General features: G+C 70.1%; 21 protein-coding genes. 10 read left to right on the top strand and 11 right to left on the bottom strand.

What is annotated here, in order from left to right:
• The 5 genes from CXR44_RS19625 to dnaA form a co-directional block, all read right to left on the bottom strand.
• Positions 1 to 498: a DciA family protein gene (locus tag CXR44_RS19625; RefSeq protein WP_342748568.1), complete on the bottom strand. Its 498-nt coding sequence runs from the start codon at positions 496 to 498 to the stop codon at positions 1 to 3.
• Positions 488 to 1,720, bottom strand: coding sequence for a DNA replication/repair protein RecF (recF, locus tag CXR44_RS19630; RefSeq protein ID WP_101787531.1), 1,233 nt, complete (start codon positions 1,718 to 1,720; stop codon positions 488 to 490). Before recF ends, CXR44_RS19625 begins: the two co-directional genes overlap by 11 nt.
• A gap of 184 nt (positions 1,721 to 1,904) precedes the next feature.
• Complete coding sequence (gene gnd / locus CXR44_RS19635; RefSeq protein ID WP_101787532.1) at positions 1,905 to 2,846, bottom strand: phosphogluconate dehydrogenase (NAD(+)-dependent, decarboxylating); 942 nt, start codon at positions 2,844 to 2,846, stop codon at positions 1,905 to 1,907.
• A 74-nt stretch (positions 2,847 to 2,920) separates the two neighbouring features.
• The gene (gene dnaN / locus CXR44_RS19640) at positions 2,921 to 4,060 is read right to left on the bottom strand and encodes a DNA polymerase III subunit beta (RefSeq protein WP_101787713.1); all 1,140 of its coding nucleotides are present in this window, start codon (positions 4,058 to 4,060) and stop codon (positions 2,921 to 2,923) included.
• A gap of 521 nt (positions 4,061 to 4,581) precedes the next feature.
• Complete coding sequence (gene dnaA, locus CXR44_RS19645) at positions 4,582 to 6,153, bottom strand: chromosomal replication initiator protein DnaA (protein WP_101787533.1); 1,572 nt, start codon at positions 6,151 to 6,153, stop codon at positions 4,582 to 4,584.
• Positions 6,154 to 6,637: 484 nt separating this feature from the next.
• Here dnaA and rpmH point away from each other — a divergent pair, with 484 nt between their 5' ends.
• The 8 genes from rpmH to CXR44_RS19685 all read left to right on the top strand — a co-directional run bounded on the left by rpmH (position 6,638) and on the right by CXR44_RS19685 (position 12,964).
• Complete coding sequence (rpmH, locus tag CXR44_RS19650) at positions 6,638 to 6,775, top strand: 50S ribosomal protein L34 (protein WP_043614899.1); 138 nt, start codon at positions 6,638 to 6,640, stop codon at positions 6,773 to 6,775.
• A gap of 95 nt (positions 6,776 to 6,870) precedes the next feature.
• Entirely contained in the window at positions 6,871 to 7,212 is a 342-nt protein-coding gene (gene rnpA / locus CXR44_RS19655) for a ribonuclease P protein component (protein ID WP_245899289.1), read from the top strand.
• Positions 7,213 to 7,229: 17 nt separating this feature from the next.
• A complete protein-coding gene (gene yidD, locus CXR44_RS19660; protein WP_101787714.1) occupies positions 7,230 to 7,487 on the top strand; it encodes a membrane protein insertion efficiency factor YidD in 258 nt (85 codons plus the stop codon).
• 4 nt (positions 7,488 to 7,491) lie between these two features.
• The gene (gene yidC, locus CXR44_RS19665; protein ID WP_101787535.1) at positions 7,492 to 8,442 is read left to right on the top strand and encodes a membrane protein insertase YidC; all 951 of its coding nucleotides are present in this window, start codon (positions 7,492 to 7,494) and stop codon (positions 8,440 to 8,442) included.
• Between the two features lie 20 nt (positions 8,443 to 8,462).
• Entirely contained in the window at positions 8,463 to 8,951 is a 489-nt protein-coding gene (locus tag CXR44_RS19670; RefSeq protein WP_101787536.1) for a Jag family protein, read from the top strand.
• A 792-nt stretch (positions 8,952 to 9,743) separates the two neighbouring features.
• A complete protein-coding gene (gene rsmG / locus CXR44_RS19675) occupies positions 9,744 to 10,415 on the top strand; it encodes a 16S rRNA (guanine(527)-N(7))-methyltransferase RsmG (protein WP_101787537.1) in 672 nt (223 codons plus the stop codon).
• 137 nt (positions 10,416 to 10,552) lie between these two features.
• Positions 10,553 to 11,482 (top strand): ParA family protein, encoded by a 930-nt coding sequence (locus CXR44_RS19680; RefSeq protein ID WP_219601917.1) that lies wholly within the window; start codon positions 10,553 to 10,555, stop codon positions 11,480 to 11,482.
• A gap of 519 nt (positions 11,483 to 12,001) precedes the next feature.
• Complete coding sequence (locus CXR44_RS19685) at positions 12,002 to 12,964, top strand: ParB/RepB/Spo0J family partition protein (protein ID WP_101787539.1); 963 nt, start codon at positions 12,002 to 12,004, stop codon at positions 12,962 to 12,964.
• A 379-nt stretch (positions 12,965 to 13,343) separates the two neighbouring features.
• Here CXR44_RS19685 and CXR44_RS19690 read toward each other — a convergent pair whose 3' ends face one another.
• From CXR44_RS19690 to CXR44_RS19700, 3 genes are all read right to left on the bottom strand, one after another.
• On the bottom strand, positions 13,344 to 14,387 hold the full coding sequence (locus tag CXR44_RS19690; RefSeq protein WP_101787540.1) for a threonine aldolase family protein: 1,044 nt from the start codon (positions 14,385 to 14,387) through the stop codon (positions 13,344 to 13,346).
• A gap of 284 nt (positions 14,388 to 14,671) precedes the next feature.
• Complete coding sequence (locus CXR44_RS19695) at positions 14,672 to 15,628, bottom strand: D-alanine--D-alanine ligase family protein (RefSeq protein ID WP_101787541.1); 957 nt, start codon at positions 15,626 to 15,628, stop codon at positions 14,672 to 14,674.
• Between the two features lie 567 nt (positions 15,629 to 16,195).
• Positions 16,196 to 17,428, bottom strand: a complete 1,233-nt coding sequence (locus CXR44_RS19700) for an aminotransferase-like domain-containing protein (RefSeq protein ID WP_245899290.1) — start codon at positions 17,426 to 17,428, stop codon at positions 16,196 to 16,198.
• A gap of 267 nt (positions 17,429 to 17,695) precedes the next feature.
• Here CXR44_RS19700 and CXR44_RS19705 point away from each other — a divergent pair, with 267 nt between their 5' ends.
• Positions 17,696 to 18,310: a GNAT family N-acetyltransferase gene (locus CXR44_RS19705; RefSeq protein ID WP_101787543.1), complete on the top strand. Its 615-nt coding sequence runs from the start codon at positions 17,696 to 17,698 to the stop codon at positions 18,308 to 18,310.
• Between the two features lie 21 nt (positions 18,311 to 18,331).
• Here CXR44_RS19705 and CXR44_RS19710 read toward each other — a convergent pair whose 3' ends face one another.
• Positions 18,332 to 18,970, bottom strand: coding sequence for a GNAT family N-acetyltransferase (locus CXR44_RS19710; RefSeq protein WP_101787544.1), 639 nt, complete (start codon positions 18,968 to 18,970; stop codon positions 18,332 to 18,334).
• Between the two features lie 60 nt (positions 18,971 to 19,030).
• On the opposite strand from CXR44_RS19710, the gene CXR44_RS19715 reads away from it, so the two are divergent.
• Positions 19,031 to 19,780, top strand: coding sequence for a TetR/AcrR family transcriptional regulator (locus CXR44_RS19715; RefSeq protein ID WP_101787545.1), 750 nt, complete (start codon positions 19,031 to 19,033; stop codon positions 19,778 to 19,780).
• Between the two features lie 238 nt (positions 19,781 to 20,018).
• Here CXR44_RS19715 and trxA read toward each other — a convergent pair whose 3' ends face one another.
• Together trxA and trxB are read right to left on the bottom strand one after the other, a co-directional pair.
• Entirely contained in the window at positions 20,019 to 20,333 is a 315-nt protein-coding gene (gene trxA, locus CXR44_RS19720) for a thioredoxin (RefSeq protein WP_101787546.1), read from the bottom strand.
• A 9-nt stretch (positions 20,334 to 20,342) separates the two neighbouring features.
• Positions 20,343 to 21,275, bottom strand: coding sequence for a thioredoxin-disulfide reductase (gene trxB, locus CXR44_RS19725; protein ID WP_101787547.1), 933 nt, complete (start codon positions 21,273 to 21,275; stop codon positions 20,343 to 20,345).
• Positions 21,276 to 21,392: the final 117 nt, after the last annotated feature.

A 21,392-nucleotide genomic window follows, 5' to 3' on the forward strand; every position in this document is an offset into this window, starting at 1 on the left:
TCAGCCGTAGGTGTCGCCGGGGCCCTTGCTGCCCCGCACCCGCAGGCCGCCCGAGCGGGGCCCGTGCTGGGGACCCCGCACCTTGACCCGGGTCACCGTGCCGTCGCCGAGCTCCTCGTTGAGGCGGCGGACGAGGGTGCGGGCGAGCAGGCGCACCTGCGTGGCCCACGCCGTGGAGTCGGCCGAGACGATCACCTCGCCGTCCTCGAACGTCTCCGGCTTGGTGTGGGCGGCCAGGTCGGGACCGACGATGTCGGCCCACCGGCCGAACACGCCGCCCACGGCCGCCGACCGCTGCCAGCCCCGGTCGGCCAGCAGGTCCATGATGGCGCGCCCGAACAGCTGGGGATCGCCGCCCTCACGACGCGGACCCGCCGCCCTGCGTCTCGGCTCGCGGCGGGGGAGCTGCCCGCGCCGGGCGGCGTCGGCCTTGGCCTGGGCGAGCTTCTCCCTGGCCATGGCCGCCCCGCGGGCCGTGGGGTTGTCGTCAGCGGACACGGGTCACTCTCCCCTCTGCGACGTCGAACCTGGCCCCGGCCAGCTCGGGGGGCACGTCGTCGGGCACGGCGGCGGTGATGAGCACCTGCTCGGCCGGCGCCACGATCTCGGCGAGGCGGCGTCGGCGCTGGCTGTCGAGCTCGGCGAAGACGTCGTCGAGGATGAGCACCGGGTCGCCGCCGTCGGCGCGCAGCAGGTCGTAGGCCGCGAGGCGCAACGCCAGGGCGAACGACCACGACTCACCGTGACTGGCGTAGCCACGGGCGGGCAGGTCGCCGAGGCCGAGGATCAGGTCGTCGCGGTGCGGGCCGACGAGCGTGACGCCACGTTCGAGCTCGGCCGAGCGCATCTCCAATAGCCGCTCGCGCAGACGTTCTTCAAGGGTTTTCCCCAAGTCTGTGGATAACGTCTGCGCATCGGAAGATCCCGTCTCACCGGGGGTTTCTTCCTCAGCCGTGTCCCCGCCTGTGGACAACGTGCTCCGATAGGCGAGGCTCGCGGGGGCGCTCGTGGGGGCCAGGGCGGCGTAGGCTCCGGCGACCAGCGGCCGCAGCGCCTCGACGAGATCGAGGCGGGCCCGCAACAGCTCGGCGCCGTGCCGCGCCAGATGGGCGTCCCAGACCTCCAGAGTGCTCGTCACGTCGCCCGCGCCCGCCGCCGCGAACCCGGAGTCACCCTCGGCCCTACGGGCGCTCCTGGAGCCTCTACGGGCCTGCGCGGCGGTGCGCAGCAGGGCGCTGCGTTGTTTGAGCACCCGGTCGTAGTCGGCCCGCACGCCGGCGAACCGCGGCGTCCTGGCCACCAGCAGGTCGTCGAGGAAGCGCCGCCGCTCCGACGGGTCGCCCTTGGCCAGCGACAGGTCCTCGGGGGCGAACAGGACCGTGCGCAGCAGGCCGATGACGTCGCGGGGCCGGGAGACGGGGGAGCGGTTGAGCCGCGCGCGGTTGGCCCGGCCGGGGTTGATCTCAAGCTCGACCAGGGCCCGCCGGTCGTCCCTGTGGACGGCGCAGCGCACGATCGCCCGGCTCGCGCCCTGCCGCACGAGCGGCGCGTCGGTCGCCACCCGGTGGCTGGACTGCGTCGCGACGTAGCCGAGGGCCTCGACCAGGTTGGTCTTGCCCTGGCCGTTGGGCCCCACGAACGCCGTGACACCCGGCTCCAGGCCGAGCTCCACGGAGGCGTAGGACCGGAAGTCGGTCAGCGACAGGTGGGCGACATGCACCCCACGAAGGTTAGTCGGCCACGCAGGTCACTGGCACAACCGGCGGGCCGCCTGTGGAAAACGAGACGGGTCCGCCGCCGGCTTGTGCACAACCGCGCCCGCGCCGGTGGCGTTCCCGTCCTCCACAACCCCGTCCGCAGGGGCTGTGGACACGCGAAGGGGGACGCGCGGCGCCGTCCCGGTGCTACTCGGCCTCGCGCGGCGGGGTGACGTCCGCGCCGGGGGAGTCGGCGCCCTTGGCCACGGAGCCCTCGGCCGCGGCCGTCGCGTGCCCGCCGAACTGGTTGCGCAGCGCCGCGACCACCTTCATCGCGGGCGAGTCGTCCTGGCGTGAGGCGAACCTGGCGTACAGCGCGGCGGTGATCACCGGCAGCGGGACGGCGTGGTCCACGGCCGCCTGGACGGTCCACCGGCCCTCGCCGGAGTCCTGGGCGTAGCCGCGCAGCCGCTCCAGGTGCTCGTCGTCGTCCAGCGCGCGCACCAGCAGGTCGAGCAGCCACGACCGGATCACCGTGCCGGTGCGCCAGCTGCTGAACGACCCCTTGACGTCCTTGACGACGTCGGAGGCCTCCAGCAGCTCCCAGCCCTCGGCGAAGGCCTGCATCATGCCGTACTCGATGCCGTTGTGGACCATCTTCGCGAAGTGCCCGGCGCCGACGTCGCCGGCGTGGACGAAGCCGTCCTCGCCCTCGGGCTTGAGCGTCTCGAAGATCGGCATCAGACGGTCCACGGTGGCCTTGTCGCCGCCGCACATGAGCGCGTAGCCGTTCTCCAGGCCCCAGACGCCGCCGCTCACCCCGCAGTCGACGAAGGAGATCCCCTTGTCGGCCAGCTCGGCGGCGTGCCGCTGGTCGTCCACGTAGTGCGAGTTTCCGCCGTCGACGACGACGTCACCCTCGCCCAGCAACCGCCCGAGCTCGTCAATCGTGTGCTGGGTGGGCTCGCCGGCCGGCACCATCACCCACACCGCGCGCGGCGTCTCCAGCCGTTCGACCAGCTCTTTCAGGCTGCCCACGTCGCTGAGCGCCGGGTCGCGGTCGTAGCCCACCACCTCGTGGCCGCCGCGGCGCAGCCGCTCGGCCATGTTGCCGCCCATCTTGCCGAGCCCGATCATGCCGATCTGCATGCTGATCTACCCCCTTGAGAGCTGCAAGGTGATCTACCCCCCTTGTCAGGGTTCCATCATCTCCGATGGCTTTTTCAGCCTGACAGACGGATCGGCATGATCAGGTAGCGGTAGTCAGGGGCTCCGCCGTCCTCCACAGGCTTGCCTCCGGTGAGGATGGCCGGCTTGGTGGAGGTCGTCATCTGCAGCCGGGCGACGTCGGAGTCGATGGCCCCCAGCCCTTCGAGCAGGAACTGGTGGTTGAAGGCGATGTTCATCTCCTCGCCGTCGTAGTCCACCGGCAGCACCTCGACGGCCTGCGCCTCGTCGCCGCTGCCGGCCTCGAGGACGACCTCACCGTTGCGGAACGCCAGCCGTACGGGGGTGTTGCGCTCGGCGACCAGGGCGACGCGCTTGACGGCCTCGACGAACGGGCCTGTGGACAGGTCGGCCCGGGCGGAGAACTCGGTGGGGAGCAGCGAGCGGTACTTGGGGAACTCGGGGTCGAGCAGCCGCGTGGTGGTGCGCCGCCCGGCGCTGGAGAAACCGATCATGCCTTCGCCGGTGCCTCCGACGGAGCTGAGGGCGATCTCCACCTCGGCTCCGGTCGAGCCGAGGGCCTTGGCCGTGTCGGCGAGCGTCTTGCCGGGGATCATGGCGACGGCCGAGAAGTCGGCCTGGCCGGGCTGCCAGCGCAGCTCGCGCACGGCCAGGCGGTAGCGGTCGGTCGCGGCGAGGGTGACCACGTCGCCCTCGATCTCCATGCGTACGCCGGTGAGCATGGGCAGCGTGTCGTCGCGGCCCGCGGCGACGGCGACCTGGCCGACGGCGGAGGCGAAGACGTCGCTGCCGACCCGTCCGGCGGCGGGCGGCATGGCGGGCAGCGACGGGTAGTCCTCCACGGGCATGGTCAGGAGGGTGAACCGGGCGCTGCCACAGGTGACGACCGCCTTGGCGCCCTCGACGACGACATCCACAGGCTGTGCGGGAAGCGCGCGCGTGATCTCGGCGAGCAGCTTGCCCGAGACGAGGACGACTCCGGGCTCGCCGGTGTGGAGCTCGAGCGTCACCTCGGCGGAGACCTCGTAGTCGAAGCCGGACAGCTTCAGCCGCTGCTCGTCGGTGACCTCCAGGCGCATGCCGGCGAGGACGGGCACGGACGGACGGGCGGGCAGGCTGCGTGCCGTCCATGCCACCGCCTCAGCGAGGACGTCTCGCTCGATTCGGAACATCACGGTCATCAGCCTCCTGAGCTCGTTGTCGATTCAAGTTTCGCCCCTCCCGAGCCTCGGGTCCGGGCGAACCCCTCTATGGGTCTTGAGTTCTTTGTAAGAGAGATAAGTGGTCATCACACTAGGTTCTGTGGATACTGTGGAAAACCTGTGTTTCCGCAGCTCAGACCGCCTGTTTTTATCCACTGCCCGTGTGGGTGACGCCTGGGGAGAACTTCGCCGCCTGGGGATGACGATCCGTTGCCCACAGGCCGTCCCCAGATCATGGGCCGTTCATCCACCGGTTATCCACTGGGTTTCAACAGGTTATCCACGGGGTAAACGCCCTCTCCGGCCGCCCTCTGACGACTGTGCACAGGGCATCCACAAGTCATCCACCGGATGTCCCCAGGTTGTCCGCAGGATGTCCCCACCTTTATCCCCAGGCCTTGTGGGCGAAATATCCGGGCATTGTGGGGCGCGAATCGGCCGTCCACGCGCGTTTCCCCTGGTCCACAGTGTTATCCACAGGCTGTGCATGACGGCTACGACCCGCGAGTTGTCTGCTTGATGCGCATTGTTAGCTCGTTGACCTGGTTGTACATCGACCTGCGCTCGGCGATGAGTGACCGGATCTTGCGCTCGGCGTGCATGACCGTCGTGTGGTCGCGTCCGCCGAACTGCTGGCCGATCTTCGGCAGTGACAGCTCGGTCAGCTCCCTCGCGAGGTACATCGCGATCTGCCGGGCGTTGACGAGCGCCCGGCTGCGCGAGCTGCCGCACAGGTCGTCGATGCTGATGCCGAAGTACTCGGCCGTCTTGGCCATGATCGTGGCGATCGTGATCTCCGCGCCCGACTCCGACGTGATCAGGTCCTTGAGCACGACCTCGGCGAGCTGCAGGTCGACGCCCTGCCTGTTGAGGCTGGCGAACGCCGTCACCCTGATCAGGGCGCCCTCCAGCTCGCGGATGTTGGTGGAGATGCGGCTGGCGATGTACTCGAGCACCTCGGGCGGCGCGGCCAGGCCCTCCTGGATGGCCTTCTTGCGCAGGATCGCGATGCGGGTCTCCAGCTCGGGCGGCTGGACGTCGGTGATCAACCCCCACTCGAACCGGTTGCGCAGCCGGTCCTCCAGCGTGATCAGCTGCTTGGGCGCGCGGTCGCTGGAGATGACGATCTGCTTGTTGGCGTTGTGGAGGGTGTTGAAGGTGTGGAAGAACTCCTCCTGCGTCTGCTCCTTGCCCTCCAGGAACTGGATGTCGTCCACGAGCAGGATGTCGATCGCGCGGTAGCGGCCGCGGAACCCGTCGGCCTTGTGGTCGCGGATGCTGTTGATGAAGTCGTTGGTGAACTCCTCGGAGCTCACGTATCTCACCCGTGCGCCGTCGTACAGACTCTGCGCGTAGTGCCCGATGGCATGCAGCAGGTGCGTCTTGCCCAACCCCGAGTCGCCGTAGATGAAGAGTGGGTTGTACGCCTTCGCGGGGGATTCGGCCACGGCCACGGCCGCCGCGTGCGCGAAGCGGTTGCTGGCCCCGATGACGAATGTCTCAAATGTGTACTTTTGGTTGAGACGTGCCGGTTCGCTCGGTTTATTGCTCTTGGCTTCCCACCGGTTCGGCGCCGACTCCGGCGCTTTCTCCACAGCCGGCTGGGCCTGTTCAAAAGAGAATCCGGGCTGTGGATATTCGGTGGACGACGGGCCCGGCTCCGCCTGTGGAGAGTAGAACTGCGGGGGCTCCGAAGCCTGGAAATGCTGGGGTGACGCGGGCTGTGCATAACGTGGCTGCTGCTCCGGACCCTGGGGATAACCTTGACCCACAGGCTGTGGATGAACATCCGGAGCGGGCTGCTCGGGGGCCGTCGTGTCGATCATCACGGCCAGCCGCATGGCCTTGCCGAGCTCCTGTGACAGCGCGTGGGCCACGAGCGGGCGCAGCTTGCCCTCGATGAGGTCCTTGAGGAAGTCGTTGGGGACGCCCAGCACGATCGTGTCGCCGGCCAGCGCGATCGGCCGGACCATGGACAGCCATGTGCGCTGCTGGATGGGCACGTTCTCGTTGAGGAAGTTGCCCAGCGCCCTCGACCAGACGGCGGCGAGGTCGACAGCGTTCATGGCGCGGCTCCCTTTCCCTTCTTTTCGCGGCCCCCCGCGATCGTTTATCCACACCGGGCACTGCCCGTGTGCCGATCGGCCCCGCCCGTCCACAGCGTGCTGCCGGGGCTTCGCCCCCACGGCATCCACAGGAGATCCACAGGATGTCCACAGCCCGGGGGTGGCCCCGAAGAGGCCGACAGTAGCCATGTGCACACCTGTGTACAAGACGTTGTCCACAGCCTAGTGGTAGCCGCGTGCACATACTGTGGACACGGCGGGGGCGGTGGAAAACCCGCATGTGGATACGTGGATAACCTCGCGGGCGGCCGGCCGGGACGGCGGGCGGGAAGTGCGCCGGTTTGACCTCGGCGGTGGTTGACCCGTAACGTACGACGGTCGGCTTGCCACGCGACGGCTATTTCGCGTGCCCTCGCTCCCCTGGCAGGCCAGCCATGTGTGTTGAAGCGCCCCCGTGGCGCACCATCAAGCCTGGAGCCCACCCGTGAGCAAGCGTACTTTCCAGCCGAACAACCGTCGCCGCGCGAAGACCCACGGCTTCCGGCTGCGGATGCGCACCCGGGCCGGTCGCGCCATCCTGGCCGCTCGTCGCCGCAAGGGCCGCGAGAAGCTGTCGGCCTGATCGCCCTGCGCCAGATAGCCCCGCCCGTCGGTGACATCCACCGGCGGGCAATAGGCGCATGAGGTGCAATTGCTGTGCTGTCCCGACATTCCCGCATGCGGCGCGGGGAGGAATTTCAGGCGGCCATCAAGCGCGGCAAACGCGCAGGCCGTCCCACTTTGGTGGCACATCTCAGCGTTTCCGGGGATGAGGCGCCACGGGTCGGATTCGTGGTCAGCCGGGCCGTAGGGGGCGCCGTGGTCCGCAACAAGGTCAAGCGTCGGCTTCGACACCTGATGCGAGACCGTCTCGACCGGCTGCCGCGAGGTAGCCTGCTTGTGGTACGCGCCAATCCACCGGCCGCGTCAGCGCGATCCGAGCACCTTGCCGCCGAGCTCGACCTCGCATTGGATCGTCTGCTGAGGCGGCGCGAGTCCGCGACGGATGGACACAGATGACGGAGCAGCCGCAGGGGATGCCGAGCCTCGCCGCTCGGGCACTCATCGTCCCCATCCGGTTCTACCGGGCGTTCATCAGCCCGATGCTCGGTCCACGCTGCCGGTTCTACCCGTCGTGCAGCGCCTACGGGCTCGAGGCGATCGCCGTACACGGAGCATTGCGCGGCACATGGCTGACTGCCCGGCGTATCGGGCGGTGCCACCCATTCCATCCCGGAGGTATAGACCCGGTGCCCCCACGCCCGGTTCGGTCCCACGAATTGCAAGGGAGATAGCTCGGTGGAGCTGTCCTGGCTCAGCTGGCTCTATGCAGCCGTCGCCCAAGTCATCATCTGGATCCATACCGGATTCAGCACGTTCCTGAACCCGGACGGCGGCCTGACCTGGGCGCTGACGATCATCACGCTGACCGTGTTCATGCGGGTGCTCATCTTCCCGCTGTTCCTCAAGCAGATGCGCTCGTCGCGGAAGATGCAGGAGCTCGCCCCCAAGGTCGCGGAGCTGCGCAAGCGCTACAAGAACGACAAGCAGCGCATGAACCAGGAGGTCATGGCGCTGTACCAGGGCGCGGGCGCCAACCCCCTCGGCGGGTGCCTGCCCATTCTGGCACAGTTCCCGATCTTCATCTCGATGTTCACCGTGCTGCAGGCGATGGCCAACGGCGAGCCCAAGTGGGGGATGACGCAGGAGCTCGTCGACAGCGCCCGCAAGGCCCACATCTTCGGCGCGCCGCTGCCGGCCAACTTCTTCATGTCGTCGGCCGACATCGAGGGCTTCGACGCCGGCGTCGTGCAGACGAAGGTCGTGCTCGCCATCTTCGTGGCCATCAGCTCGCTGACCACGTTCCTCACCGTCCGGCAGAGCGTCACGCGCTCCATGGCCCAGATGCCGGACAACCCCATGGCGCAGCAGCAGAAGATCCTCATGTACATCTCTCCGCTGTTCGCCTTCTTCAGCCTGAACTTCCCGCTCGGTCTGATCCTCTACTGGGTGACCACCAACGTGTGGACGCTCGGCCAGCAGCACTGGTTCTACAGCCGTCACCCGATGCCCGAGTTCGACGCCAAGGGCAACGTGGTCCCCGCCAAGCCCAAGCCCGGCCTGCTGGGCAAGATTCGCGGCACCACCCCCGAGGAGCAGGCGCCTCCCCCGCCGCCGGAGCCTAAGATCATCAGGCAGCAGCCCAGCCGCCAGCCCCGCAGCAAGCGCACCGGCAGCAAGAAGTCGTGAACACGAAGGAGAGGCCGGCCATGACCGAGGCCGAGCAGGACAAGGCTCCTGATCTCACCGCACTCGAGCAGGAGGGTGAGATCGCGGCCGACTACGTCGAGGGGCTTCTCGACATCGCCGACATCGACGGCGACATCGACATGGACGTCGAGGGCGACCGCGCGCTCGTCTCCGTCGTCGGCGTCAAGGGCAACGAACTGGTCGGGCCCGGTGGCGAGGTGCTGGAGGCCCTGCAGGAGCTGACCCGGCTGGCCGTCCACCGGCAGACGGGGGAGCGGTCGCGGCTCATGCTCGACGTCGCGGGTTATCGCGAACGGCGGCGCGCCGAGCTGACCAAGCTCGGCACCGAGGTCGCGGAGCAGGTCCGGGACAAGGGCGAACCCAAGTCGCTCAAGCCCATGACCCCCTTCGAGCGCAAGATCGTCCACGACGCGGTGGCCGCCGCCGGGCTCCGGAGCGAGTCCGAGGGTGAGGAGCCGCAGCGTTACGTGGTGGTCTTCCCCGCCTGACCACCTGCTCGGTACTCCCACGAACGGCCGTCAGCCCCGGTGCCCGGGACTGACGGCCGTTCGCGTACGACCCTTGAGGACCGGCGATGCCCGGCGTGCGATCCCTGTGACCGGCGGTGGCTGGCGTGCGATCCCTGGGGCCGCGTCGGCTCGCGGACGGCCCCAAGGACCGGCGGCGACCGGTGTGCGACCCCTGCGACGGACGGTGGTTCGCGTGCGACCTGGGACCGGCGGCGGCTCGCGTGCGGCCTCAGGGCCCAGGGGCGTTCGCGCACGACCTGGGACCGGTGGCGGCTCGCGTGCGGCCTCAGGGCCCAGCGGGCTTTCGCGCACGACCTCCGGCGCGGGCGTCGGTTGGCGTACGACCTCCGGCATGGGGCGTCGGTTGACGTACGGCTCTCAGGGCCGGCGTCGGCCGGCGTACGGCGATGGGGTCGGCGTCGGTTGGCGTGTGGCCGTCAACTTTGGCAGTCGTACGCGTACGGCACGAATGGGGAGGGTCGCGACGCCGCCGTACGCCCCCCACTCGGACAGCCGACCGCGGGTGTCCCGGCGGGAGCGGGAGTGCCCCGCCGGGCGGGGGCGGGGAGCCCCGGCGGTACGCGCGAGTGGGTGGCACCCGCTGGTCGTCCGGCGCGGTCCCACGCCCTAGCCTTGAGTGGGACACCGTCCCGGACCGCCCCCGGCGCGGCCCTTGACAGCCCGGCACCGGGGCCGCCCGGACACCGGTCAGTCAGCCTGTGCCGGCGAGCGTCATTCAGCGACCACGAACCCGAGAAAGGCCATCGACCAGTGAGCGAAGAGCTGCCTGCTCCGCCCGACATCGCCAGGGACGTCTTCACCGGCGAGGCGTGGGAGCGAGCGAACGCCTTCGCCGAGCTCCTGGCGGGAGCCGGGGTCGTCCGCGGACTGCTCGGCCCGCGGGAGGTGCCGCGCATCTGGGACCGCCACCTTCTCAACTGTGCCGTCGTCGCCGAGGCCGTTCCCCCGGACGTGCACCTCGTCGACATCGGCTCGGGTGCCGGTCTGCCCGGGCTCGTGCTGGCGATCGTCCGGCCGGATATCACGGTCACGCTGCTGGAGCCGCTGCTTCGCCGTACCGTATATCTGGAGGAGTGCGTGGACGCGCTCAAGCTGGACAACGTCGAGGTGCTGCGCGGCAGGGCGGAGGAGCTGGCCGGCAAGCGGGAGTTCGACGTCGCCAGCGCGCGTGCCGTCGCCCCGCTCGACCGGTTGCTGAAGTGGGCCATGCCGTTGCTCCGCGAGGGCGGCGAGCTGATCGCCATGAAGGGGGAACGCGCCGCGGAGGAGCTGGCCGAGGCCGGGCCCCAGCTACGGGCGAGCGGAGCCAAGACGGCCGAGCTTGTCACCGTCGGGCGCGGTAAGGTCGAGCCGCCCGCAACATTGGTTCGGGTGGTAGCGGGTCGCGCGCCGGAGACCGGTAGGCGGCGACGAAGGAGGTGACGGTTGTGCCAGTCGCGTCAAGCGGTCTTGGCTGGCCTGGCGAGCCTCCGTCCGAGAGTCCCTCGGGGGTCGGCTGGCCTGAAAAGGGCGTGTCGCGACGGCCACTTCCCGACCCCGGCATGCCTCTGGTTGAAAGGATGGCGATCGTGACCCAGACCCCACTGAACCCCGGCGATTCACCCCTGGTACGAGAGGCACTCAGCTCTGTGGTTTCACGTGAAACATCTGCGACTCAGGCGGCTGATCCGGCGGGGGAGACCTCCAGGGTCGTCGAGGGGGGCTGGCCGAGGCCGGCCAAGTGCAGAGTGATCGCCGTGGCCAACCAGAAGGGCGGCGTGGGCAAGACCACCACCTCCGTCAACATCGCCGCCGCCCTCTCGATGAACGGCCAGCGGGTGCTCGTTGTGGACCTCGACCCGCAGGGCAACGCTTCCACTGCGCTGGCCACCGAGCACCGTGGCGACGTGCCGGACGTCTACCAGGTGCTGGTCGACGATCTCCCCTTGGCGGACATCGTCAAGCAGGTGCCCGACATGCCGGGCCTCTACTGCGCACCGGCCACGATCGACCTGGCCGGTGCGGAGATCGAGCTGGTCTCGCTCGTCGCCCGCGAGGCGAGGCTGCGCCGGGCCCTCACCGCCTACAGCGCCGAGCTCGACTACATCATCATCGACTGCCCCCCGTCGCTCGGGCTGCTCACCGTGAACGCGCTGGTGGCGGCGGACGAGGTCATGATCCCCATCCAGTGCGAGTACTACGCGCTGGAGGGCCTCGGTCAGCTCCTGCGCAACGTCGATCTCATCAAGGTGCACCTCAACCCGACGCTTCGCCTGTCCACGATCGTCCTCACCATGTACGACGGTCGCACCCGGCTGGCGTCCCAGGTTGCCGAGGAGGTCCGAGCACATTTCGGTGAGACCGTGCTGAAGACGGTGATCCCACGCAGCGTCCGTCTGTCGGAGGCGCCCAGCTACGGGCAGTCGGTCATGACGTACGACCCGGGTTCGAGTGGCGCGATGGCGTACATGGACGCGGCCCGCGAAATCGCGCACCGCGCTCTCGTCTGAGGGAGACGGCCAGCCAGTCAGGTGGCTTCCGCTCAGGGGATGACCCCGGCTGGAGCGGACGGTCGTGACTGCCTGCTCCCACGGGCGAGGGCCGACTTCACCGCCACCACCGCCGATGATCAGATCCGCTCGGAAGGCGAGCGGACTTTTCGGCTCTGTGCTGTCGCGAGGCTCGCGTCCGCAGTGGACCGGGCGACCTGCTGTCAGCGCGTGCCCGCCACCGGATCTCCCGGTCGCGCAGCACTGCCAAGGCCTCGTCGACCCGCCGCGCGCGTCTCTGGCTTCTTCGCGCTGTCGATGGCGAGCAGCTGTTCGCGCTTGCGGCTGTGGGCCAGGCGGTCGTACGCGCGGCGCGGCCGGGGCGGATGGCTCACCTCGGAAGCGGGCGGGACGGGGTGTGCGGGGCCGTCGTGGTGTAAATCCGACACGCGCCCGTGTGGCGAGGCGGCACCCGGCTGCGTTCACGACGGTAACCTTCCCTGGAGTGACCGGAATCGGCCGGGTGGATGAGGAGACGCAGTGAGTCAGCAGCGGCGGGGATTGGGCAAGGGGCTCGGAGCACTCATCCCGACCGGTCCCACTGACGGCACGGGCTCGGCTGCCCCCGCCGAGGGGGCCACGGCGGAGACCGGCCCCAAGCCGATCGCCGGCGCGTACTTCAAGGAGATCCCGCTCGCCGCCATCGTGCCGAACCCGCGCCAGCCGCGTGACATCTTCGACGGTGAGCGCCTGGACGACCTCGCGGCCTCCATCCGCGAGGTGGGCCTGCTGCAGCCGATCGTGGTACGCCCCGTCGGTGGCGGCAGCTACGAGCTGATCATGGGGGAGCGGCGCTGGCGGGCGTGCAAGCAGGTCGGGCTCGACGCCGTTCCGGCGATCGTCCGCAACACCCAGGACGATGCCCTCCTCCTTGACGCCCTCATCGAGAACCTGCAGCGCGAGCAGCTCAACCCGCTGGAAGAGGCCGCCGCCTACCAGCAACTGCTGGACGACTTCCAGGCCACACACGACCAGCTCGCCAAGAAGGTCGGCCGCTCCCGGTCCCACATCACCAACACCCTCCGGTTGCTCAACCTCCCGCCCGAGGTTCAGACCTCCGTCGCCGCCGGCACCGTGAGCGCCGGTCACGCCCGCGCCATCCTCCGGCTGGACGACCCCGAAGAGCAGATCCAGCTCGCCAAGCGAATCGTCGCCGAGCTGCTGTCGGTCAGGGCCGTCGAGGAGATCGTCGCCCTCGGCAGCGCCCAGGCGGCGGCTGCCCCGAAGCCGCCCCGCGAACGCCGGCTCAACAGGCCGACCGCTCCCGGCCTCACCCATCTGGCGGACCGCCTGTCGGATCACTTCGAGACGAAGGTGAAGGTGGATCTGGGTCGGCGCAAGGGGCGGATCGTGGTCGAGTTCGCCACCATCGACGATCTCGAGCGCATCATCGGCACCATGGCGCCCGAGGCCGCCCGCGCCATGCGGGAGCGGGTGGAGTGACCGGCCGATGTTTCACGTGAAACCGCCGCGCCACGCCGGCCACGAGTGTTTCACGTGAAACATCGCCTGCGGAGGCGTCCGGCCGGGCCCTGTGGTTCAGTGCCCCCGCCGCCCGCCGCCCGCCGCCCGCCGCCCGCCGCCCGCCGCCCGCCGTCGGCTCTGCCCTCATCTCTGACCCGTGACCCGTGACCCGTGACCCGTGACCCGTGACCCGGGGCCGTGACCCGTGACCCGGTCATGCGCCGCCTGTCGCCTGTCGCCTGTCGTCGCTCGTTCGCCCGTAGTCCGTCGCCCGTCAGTTGGCTGGCCATCGCCGTCGGTGTGTTGTGCCTCGTTGTGGGACGGCGATGTTTCACGTGAAACCGTGCTCGGGCCAGTGTCAGGCGACGGCTTTGCGGAGGGCGTCCAGCAGGTCGTCCACCTCCTCTGGTGTCGTGTCGAAGGCAGTCATCCACCGGACCACGCAGGCGGCCTCGTCCCAGTAGTGGAAGAGGAAGCGTTCCTTGAGCGCGGCCGCCACGGCGGGCGGCAGGGCGACGAACACGGCGTTCGACTCGACGGGCTGGACGATCCGCGCGCCCGGCACGTCGGCGATACCCGCCGCCAGGCGCGCGGCCATGGCGTTGGCATGAGTGGCATTGCGTCTCCAGAGGTCGTCGGTGAGCAGTACGGTGAGCTGCGCCGAGATGAAGCGCATCTTCGAGGCCAGCTGGAGGGACTGCCTGCGCAGGAATGGCACGCCGGGCACGAGGGAGGCGTCCAGGACGACCACGGCCTCCGCGGCGAGCGCGCCGTTCTTGGTGCCGCCGAAGCTGAACACGTCCACGCCCACGTCCGTGGTGATCGCCCTCAGGTCACAGGACAGGTGCGCGGCAGCGTTGGCCAGGCGCGCGCCGTCCACGTGCAGCCGCATCCCGGAGCTGTGGGCCGCCTCGGCGAGGGCGGCCAGCTCGGCGGGGGAGTAGCAGGTTCCGAGCTCGGTCACCTGTGAGACCGAGACGACGCGAGGCTGTGACTCGTGGTGGACGCCCAGGACGCCACTGCGGCTGGTGATGTCGCCAGGCCGCAACTTCCCGTCAGCGGTGGGGACGGTGATGAGTTTGACGCCGAGCAGCCGCTCCGCCGCTCCGGTCTCGTGGGTGGCGATGTGTGCGCTGTCAGGGCAGATGACAGCGTCGTACCGGCCGAGCATGAGCGCCAGGCCGACCATGTTCGCCCCCGCTCCGTTGAGCACCGCGAAGCCTTCCGCCGCGTCCCCGAAGGCCTCCTTGGTTCGGCGCTCGAAGTCCGCCGTCCACCTGTCGTCCCCGTACGCCGGGGCGTCGCCGCGGTTGGCCGCCGTCATGGCGTCGAGGACGTCAGGGTGCACGCCGGCGTGGTTGTCGCTGGCGAAGCTCTTGGGGTACATGGAATCGGTCAGCACACGGCCAGGCTACTGAGCCGGCGTGCGAGCGCGGTCGTGGGCGTCCGGCGTTCTCGTACCGAGCCAAGCGGCGACGGAGGAGGCACGGGACGCCAGACGCGTGTGACGCAGGCCTACGCGTGAGGGCAGGCGCACGTGTGACGGGGCTACGCATGAAAGGGGGCCCGCGTATGACAGCGAGGCTGTGTGGGCGCGGGCCCGCGTATGACGGCGAAGTAGGGCCCAGGTGTGAAGGTGGGCTTCGCTCGCGGTGAGGGGCGTGGTCGGGGGAGGAGCGCGGGGCGTCAGTGGGTGGCGCGGGAGGCGGCGTTGCGGAGGAGGGCGCGGCAGACGTCGCCGAGGTCCTGGCCGGCAGACTCCACCGCCATCGGCAGCAGGCTCGTCTCAGTCATGCCCGGCGCCACGTTCACCTCCAGGAAGTGCGGCTGCCCGTCGGCGTCCACGATGAGGTCGGTGCGGGAGACGTCGCGCAACCCCAACGCGGTGTGCGCCTTCACCGCGGTCTCCGCGCAGGCGGCGGCGGTCTCGGGGGAGAGGCGGGCCGGTGCGAAGAACTCGGTGTGTCCGGCCGTGTAACGGGCGGCGTAGTCGTACACGCCCTCGTCGGGCACGATCTCGACGGCGGGCAGGGCGACCGGCCCGTTGCCGAGGTCGACGACGGAGACCGCCACCTCGACGCCTTCGACATACCGCTCGATCAGCGCCGTGTCGCCGTACGCGAAGCAGCCCACCATGGCGGCCGGCAGTTCCTCGGCGGTGCGGACGATGGAGGCGCCCAGCGCGGAGCCGCCCCGGGCCGGCTTGACGAACAGGGGAAGCCCGAGGCGCTCCACGATCCGCCCGAGCACCACGGTGGCCCCGAGGTCGTGGAAGGTCTCCTTGGGCAGCGTCACGGAACGCGGGGTGCGCAGGCCGACCGACCGCACCACCGCCTTGGCGGTGGGCTTGTCGAAGGCCACTCGGCAGGCGTCGGGGTCGGCGCCGACGTAGGGCACGTCGAGCAGCTCCAGCACCGACCGGATCGCTCCGTCCTCACCGGCGCCGCCATGGAGGGTGACGAACACGGCGTCCGGCGGGTCGGCCAGGATCGACGGCACGAGCGACGCGTCCGTGTCGCGGGTCTCCACGTCGATGCCCGCCGCCCGAAGCACCTCGCTCACCCGGCGGCCGGAGCGCAGGGACACCTCCCGCTCGTAGGAGAGACCCCCCGCCAGCACGAGCACGTGCCCCACATCGCTCATCACATCTCCTCAGCCGATCGAACGCTGTCCAACGGTACCGGCGTGCGGGGGCGAGGGTGTACGCCAGCCCTGCGTCAGGGGGTCGCGAGTCGAGCTCGGGCCGCCTGCCGCTCGGCGGTGTCGCGCGTCCGGCGGTGGCGTCGTCTGTCGTCCGGCGGTGTCGCGCGTCCGGCGGTGGCGGTCGCCTGCCGCTCGGCGGTCTCGCGCATTCGGCGGTAGTGGCGCCTGTCGCTTGAAGGCGCGGCGCGTCCGGCGGTAGTGGCGCCTGTCGCTCGAAGGCACGGCGCGTCGGTCCACTGGATGACGGTTCGCAGGATGATGGCCCGTCGCGCCGACGGGCCGGCGGTCGTCAGCCTTGTGCCGACGGGCCGGGCGGACGGCAGTGCAGGAGAGCGCCGGCGTCCGACCCGGACGGCCAGCTCCAACGCACGGCGTCCAACGCACGGCGTCCAGCGGACGGTGTCCAGCGGACGGTGTCCAACGCACGGTGTCCAGCGGACGTGGGCAACGCAGGCGGCCGGCGTTCCCTGAGGAGGGGACGCCGGCCGTTCTGGTGGAGATTGACGGTCAGGCCAGGTCGGGGCCCGGTGTGTCGACTCCGATGTGGCCACGCGTGCTGCCCGTGCCGAACGTGTCGCGGAGCTGGATCTCCTGCTCGATGACCCCGGCCAGCCGGCGCACGCCCTCGCGGATGCGGTCCGGCTCCGGGTAGCAGTAGGACAGCCGCATCTGCCGGGCCCCGCTCCCGTCGGAGAAGAACCCTGTGCCGGGCACGAACGCCACCCGCTCGGCCACCGCGCGCGGCAGGATGGCCTTGGAGTCGAGCCCCTCGGGCAGGGTGGCCCACACGAAGAACCCGCCACCCGGGCGGGTCCAGGTGACCTCGGGCGGCATGAGCGCGCCCAGGGCCTCCAGCATCGCGTCGCGGCGCTCGCGATAGAGCTCCCGGAACGTCTTGATCTGCTCCTGCCACGGCTGCGTGGCGAGGTACGCGCCCACGGCCAGCTGCGTGAAGGACGAGTGCGACAGCACGGCCGACTCCATGGCCAGCACGAGCTTGTCGCGGACGGCGTGCGGGGCCAGCGCCCACCCGACGCGGAACCCGGGAGCGAGCGTCTTGGAGAACGACCCCAGGTAGACGACGCCTTCGGGGTTGTCGGCCCGCAGGGCGCGCATCGGCTCGCCGTCGAAGCCGAGCAGCCCGTACGGGTTGTCCTCGACGATGAGCACCCCGGCGCGCTGGCAGATGTCGAGCACCTGCTGGCGGCGGGCGACGTTGAGCGTCACGCCGGCGGGGTTCTGGAAGGTCGGGATCGTGTAGAGGAACTTGATCGGCGCCCCGGCGGTCTCCAGGGCGTAGATGGTCTGGGCCAGGGACTCGGGCACGATGCCCTGGTCGTCCATGGCGATATGCACGACTTTGGCCTGATAGGCGGAGAAGGTGCCCAAGGCGCCCACGTAGGAGGGCCCCTCGGCCAGCACCACGTCACCGGGGTCGATGAAGATCCGGGTGATGAGGTCGAGCGCCTGCTGGGATCCCACCGTGACGACGACGTCGTTGGCCCCGGCGTTGATCCCCTCCATTCGCATGACCTCGCAGATCTGCTCGCGCAGGTGCGGATCACCCTGCCCTGAGCCGTACTGGAGCGCGACCGGGCCGCGCCTGGTCACCAGGTCGGAGACGAGCTCGCCGACCATGTCGAGGGGAAGGGCGGTGACGTACGGCATGCCGCCCGCGAGCGAGACCACCTCGGGCCTCGACGCGACGGCGAACAGAGCTCGGACCTCGGAGGCGACCATCCCGGTAGCTCGTGCGGCGTACCGATCGACGTAGGCGTCGATGCGCGACCCGTGGGTCGCGGGCGTCTGACCGTGATCCTGCTCATCCGTCACGGTCCACCTCCTAGGTGTCATGGAGACCTGGAATATCAGGTTACGCCAGTCGGACATGTCGCCCGTGACCGGGCTGGCGGCCGTGGTGCCCGCTGGCGGCGCCGTCACTGGGCTACGATGCCAGCTGGGGACGCGGTTTTCCCGCGCTTTTCGGGTCGACGATAGGGGCCGTAGTTGTCGCGCCGGCTGGTCAATATCACCCTGGACAACCTTGACGATCTTCCGCGCCGCTGCCGCCGGTGCGTCTTCTGGGAGCTCGACCCCGTCAACGGGGAGCGGGCCGTCCAGTCGGGCGACCCGGGCCTGGAGAAGGAGGCGTGGATCTCCGCCACGCTGCTCGAATGGGGGAGCTGCGGCAAGATCGTATACGTCGACGGGGTGCCGGCCGGGTTCGTCCTGTACGCGCCGCCGCTCTACACGCCGCGGTCGGTGGCGTTCCCGACCTCGCCGGTCAGCGCCGACGCGGTGCTGCTCATGACGGCCCACGTGATCCCGGAGTTCTCCGGCGGCGGCCTGGGGCGCATGCTCATCCAGGGGGTGGCCAAGGACCTCACGCGGCGCGGGGTCAAGGCGATCGAGGCGTTCGGGGACCTCAAGTGGGAGGAGCCGAGCTGCGTGGTGCCGGCCGAGTACCTCCTTTCGGTCGGGTTCAAGACCGTACGACCGCATCTGCGCTTCCCGCGGTTGCGGCTGGAGCTCAAGACGGCCGTGTCGTGGCGTGAGGTCGAGGTGGCCCTGGAACGCCTCCTGGGCTCCATGAGCCCCGAGCGCGCCCTGCGTCCCGTCTAGCCGTCCTGGGGCCGCGCGAGGTCACGGGCTCCAGACCATCGTCCGCTGGTGCGTCCGCCTGCCCTCGTGCCGGATGCCGGGGACCAGCGGTGTCGGGCCGTACGAGGTGAAGCCCATGCGGGCGAAGAACCGCACCGCCCGGGTGTTCTCGACCAGGGTCTGCAGGTGGCAGCCTGGCGACCCGGCCGTCCTCAGCCGGTCGAGCCAGCCACGCATCAGCGCGTCGGCGGCACCGGTGCCCCGTGCTTCGCGTGCGACGTTGATGTGCAGGTGCGCGGGCCATCGGGGGTCGTCGAAGTCTCCCGCGGTGGGCTCCTTCCTGAGCCCGGCCCACACCGCGTCGGCCAGGGCGCGGGCGAAGAAGGCCACCGGGCGGGCCCGGAACATCAGCCGGTGCCTCCTGATCGCCCGTTCCATGCGCTCGCTCTCGCGGGGGAACGCCGAGGTGTCGAGGCATCCCGCCAGGTAGCCGACCAGCGCCCCGTCGGCCACGGCGAGGAAGAGCGAATCTGGGGCCAGGTCCATGTACGGCTCCAGGTACACCGCCGCCTCCGACTCCACGTGCCCCCACAGCGACGCGGTCGGCGCTCCTTCGCCCGCGCGGGCGAACAGCTCACGCAACGCGGCGCGGTCGCTCTCCTCGAACGTCCGGATCTCCATCGACTCCCCTTACTGTGTATGATCTACTGTGTAGAACGTACAGTATTAGTGGGGAGTCCGATGACCGAGCTGCCGCCGGTGGTGGCACGGATGTGGGGGCGCGAGCCCGGGACGCGCCGGGGTCCGCGACCGCGCCTCGACCTGGCGACGATCACGGCCGCGGCGATCGAGATCGCCGACGCCGACGGGCTGGCCGGGGTCTCCATGAGCGGGGTCGCCGCCCGCGTGGGCGTCGCGCCGATGGCGCTGTACCGGTACGTCGGCAGCAAGGACGAGCTGCTGACCGTCATGGCCGACGGCGCCGTCCCGCCGCCGCCCGAGCGGGACGGCCGGTCCTGGCGCGACTACCTGGTCGCCTGGACCCGGGCGAACCGCGACCTGCTGCTGCGGCGCCCGTGGCTGCTGTCCCTGCCGGGCCTCGATCCGCCGATGGGGCCGCGGCGGCTGCGCTGGCTCGACCGGGCCCTGGACGCGCTCGGCGACACCCCGCTCGACGACGGCGAGAGGTTCAACGTCGTCACCGCCCTCACCGGGTACGCGCTGACCGACGCCACGCTCACGCACCGGATGAGCAGCGGCGGCCGGGGGCTCGACGACGCGGGGATCACCGGGGCCGCCGACTACGGCGAGGTGCTCGCCGAGGTGCTCGACCCGCAGGCCTATCCCGCGCTGACGGCCATGATGCGGGCCGGGCTGCTCCGGGAGTCCGAGGGGTGGACGGAGGACGCCGACTTCCGGTTCGGCCTCGATCTGCTGCTCGACGGCGTCGAGGCGCTGATCGCCCGGCGGGCGACCAACGCCGGCGCCTGAGCACGTCGGGCGACCAACGCCGGCGCCTGAGCACGTCGGGCGACCAGCCCCGGCGCTTGAGCGCGCCGGGCGGCGTCCGGACACGCGCAGAGCCCCCCGCGCGTACGCGGAGGGCTCTCGTGGACGCCTGGCGACTCAGGCCCGCTCGCTCACGGCCCGGTGCTCAGTGGTGGTCGCTCAGCCCGGCCGAACGAGCCCGGGTGAACGACCCCGGCCGAGCGGGCCCGGGTGAACGGGTCTAGATGATGCCGTCGAGCTCGCGCAGCAGCATCGCCTTCGGCTTGGCGCCGATGATCTGCTTGACGACCTCGCCGCCCTTGTAGACGTTCATCGTCGGGATCTGCAGGACGCCGTAGTCGCGCGGGACCTGAGGGTTCTCGTCGATGTTGAGCTTGACGATCTCCAGCTTGTCGCCGTGGTCGCGGGCGATCTCCTCGAGGATGGGCGCGACCTGACGGCACGGGCCGCACCACTCGGCCCAGAAGTCGACCAGAACGGGCTTGTCGCTCTTGAGGACCTCAGCCTCGAACGTGGCGTCGGTTACTGCCTTCACGGTGCGCTCCTAACTTTCCTGTGCGGCCAGCCAGCGCTCGGAGTCGAGCGACGCCGAGCAGCCGGTGCCGGCCGCGGTGATGGCCTGACGGTAGGTGTGGTCGACGACGTCGCCGGCGGCGAACACGCCCGGGATGTTGGTGGCGGTCGAGGGGGAGGTGACCTTGATGTAGCCCTCGTCGTCCAGCTCGATCTGCCCCTTGACCAGCTCGGTGCGCGGGTCGTGGCCGATCGCGAGGAACAGGGCGTCGGTGGCCAGCTCGCACTCCTCGCCCGACTTGACGTTGCGCAGCCTGACGGCCTCGACCCGGTTCTCGCCGAGGACGTCGACCACTTCGCTGTCCCAGACGAAGCGGATCTTGTCGTTGGCGAACGCCCGCTCCTGCATGATCTTGCTGGCCCGGAGCTCGTCACGCCGGTGCACCACGGTGACCATGCGCGCGAACCGGGTCAGGAAGGTGGCCTCCTCCATCGCCGTGTCGCCGCCGCCGACGACCACGATGTCCTTGTTGCGGAAGAAGAAGCCGTCACACGTGGCGCACCACGACACGCCGCGGCCGGAGAGCCGCTTCTCGTTCTCCAGGCCGAGCTCGCGGTAACCGGAGCCCATCGCCAGGATGACGGACTTGGCGTAGTAGGTGTCGGTGTAGGTCTTGACGACCTTGGGGTCGGCCGCGAGGTCCACCTCGACGACGTCGTCGGCGACCAGCTCGGCGCCGAAGCGCTCGGCCTGCTTGCGCAGGTTGTCCATCAGGTCGGGGCCCATGATGCCGTCGGGGAACCCGGGGAAGTTCTCCACGTCGGTGGTGTTCATCAGCGCACCACCCGCCGTGACGGAGCCCTCGAAGACCAGCGGCTTCAGCTCGGCGCGGGCGGAGTAGACGGCCGCGGTGTAGCCAGCGGGTCCGGACCCGATAATGATCACGTTACGAACGTCGCTCAACGCTCCCACGCTGCCTTCCTCGTCTGCTGTTGCCAGTGGCGTCAACAGATCCTAGGCCGCCGCCATTCCCTGCTCCCACCCGCGACACCGCCGCAAACCGAAAGAGCCCGCCGAAGC

The sequence above is a fragment of the Nonomuraea indica genome (assembly GCF_002850745.1).
GTDB classification, from domain to species: Bacteria; Actinomycetota; Actinomycetes; order Streptosporangiales; family Streptosporangiaceae; genus Nonomuraea; species Nonomuraea indica.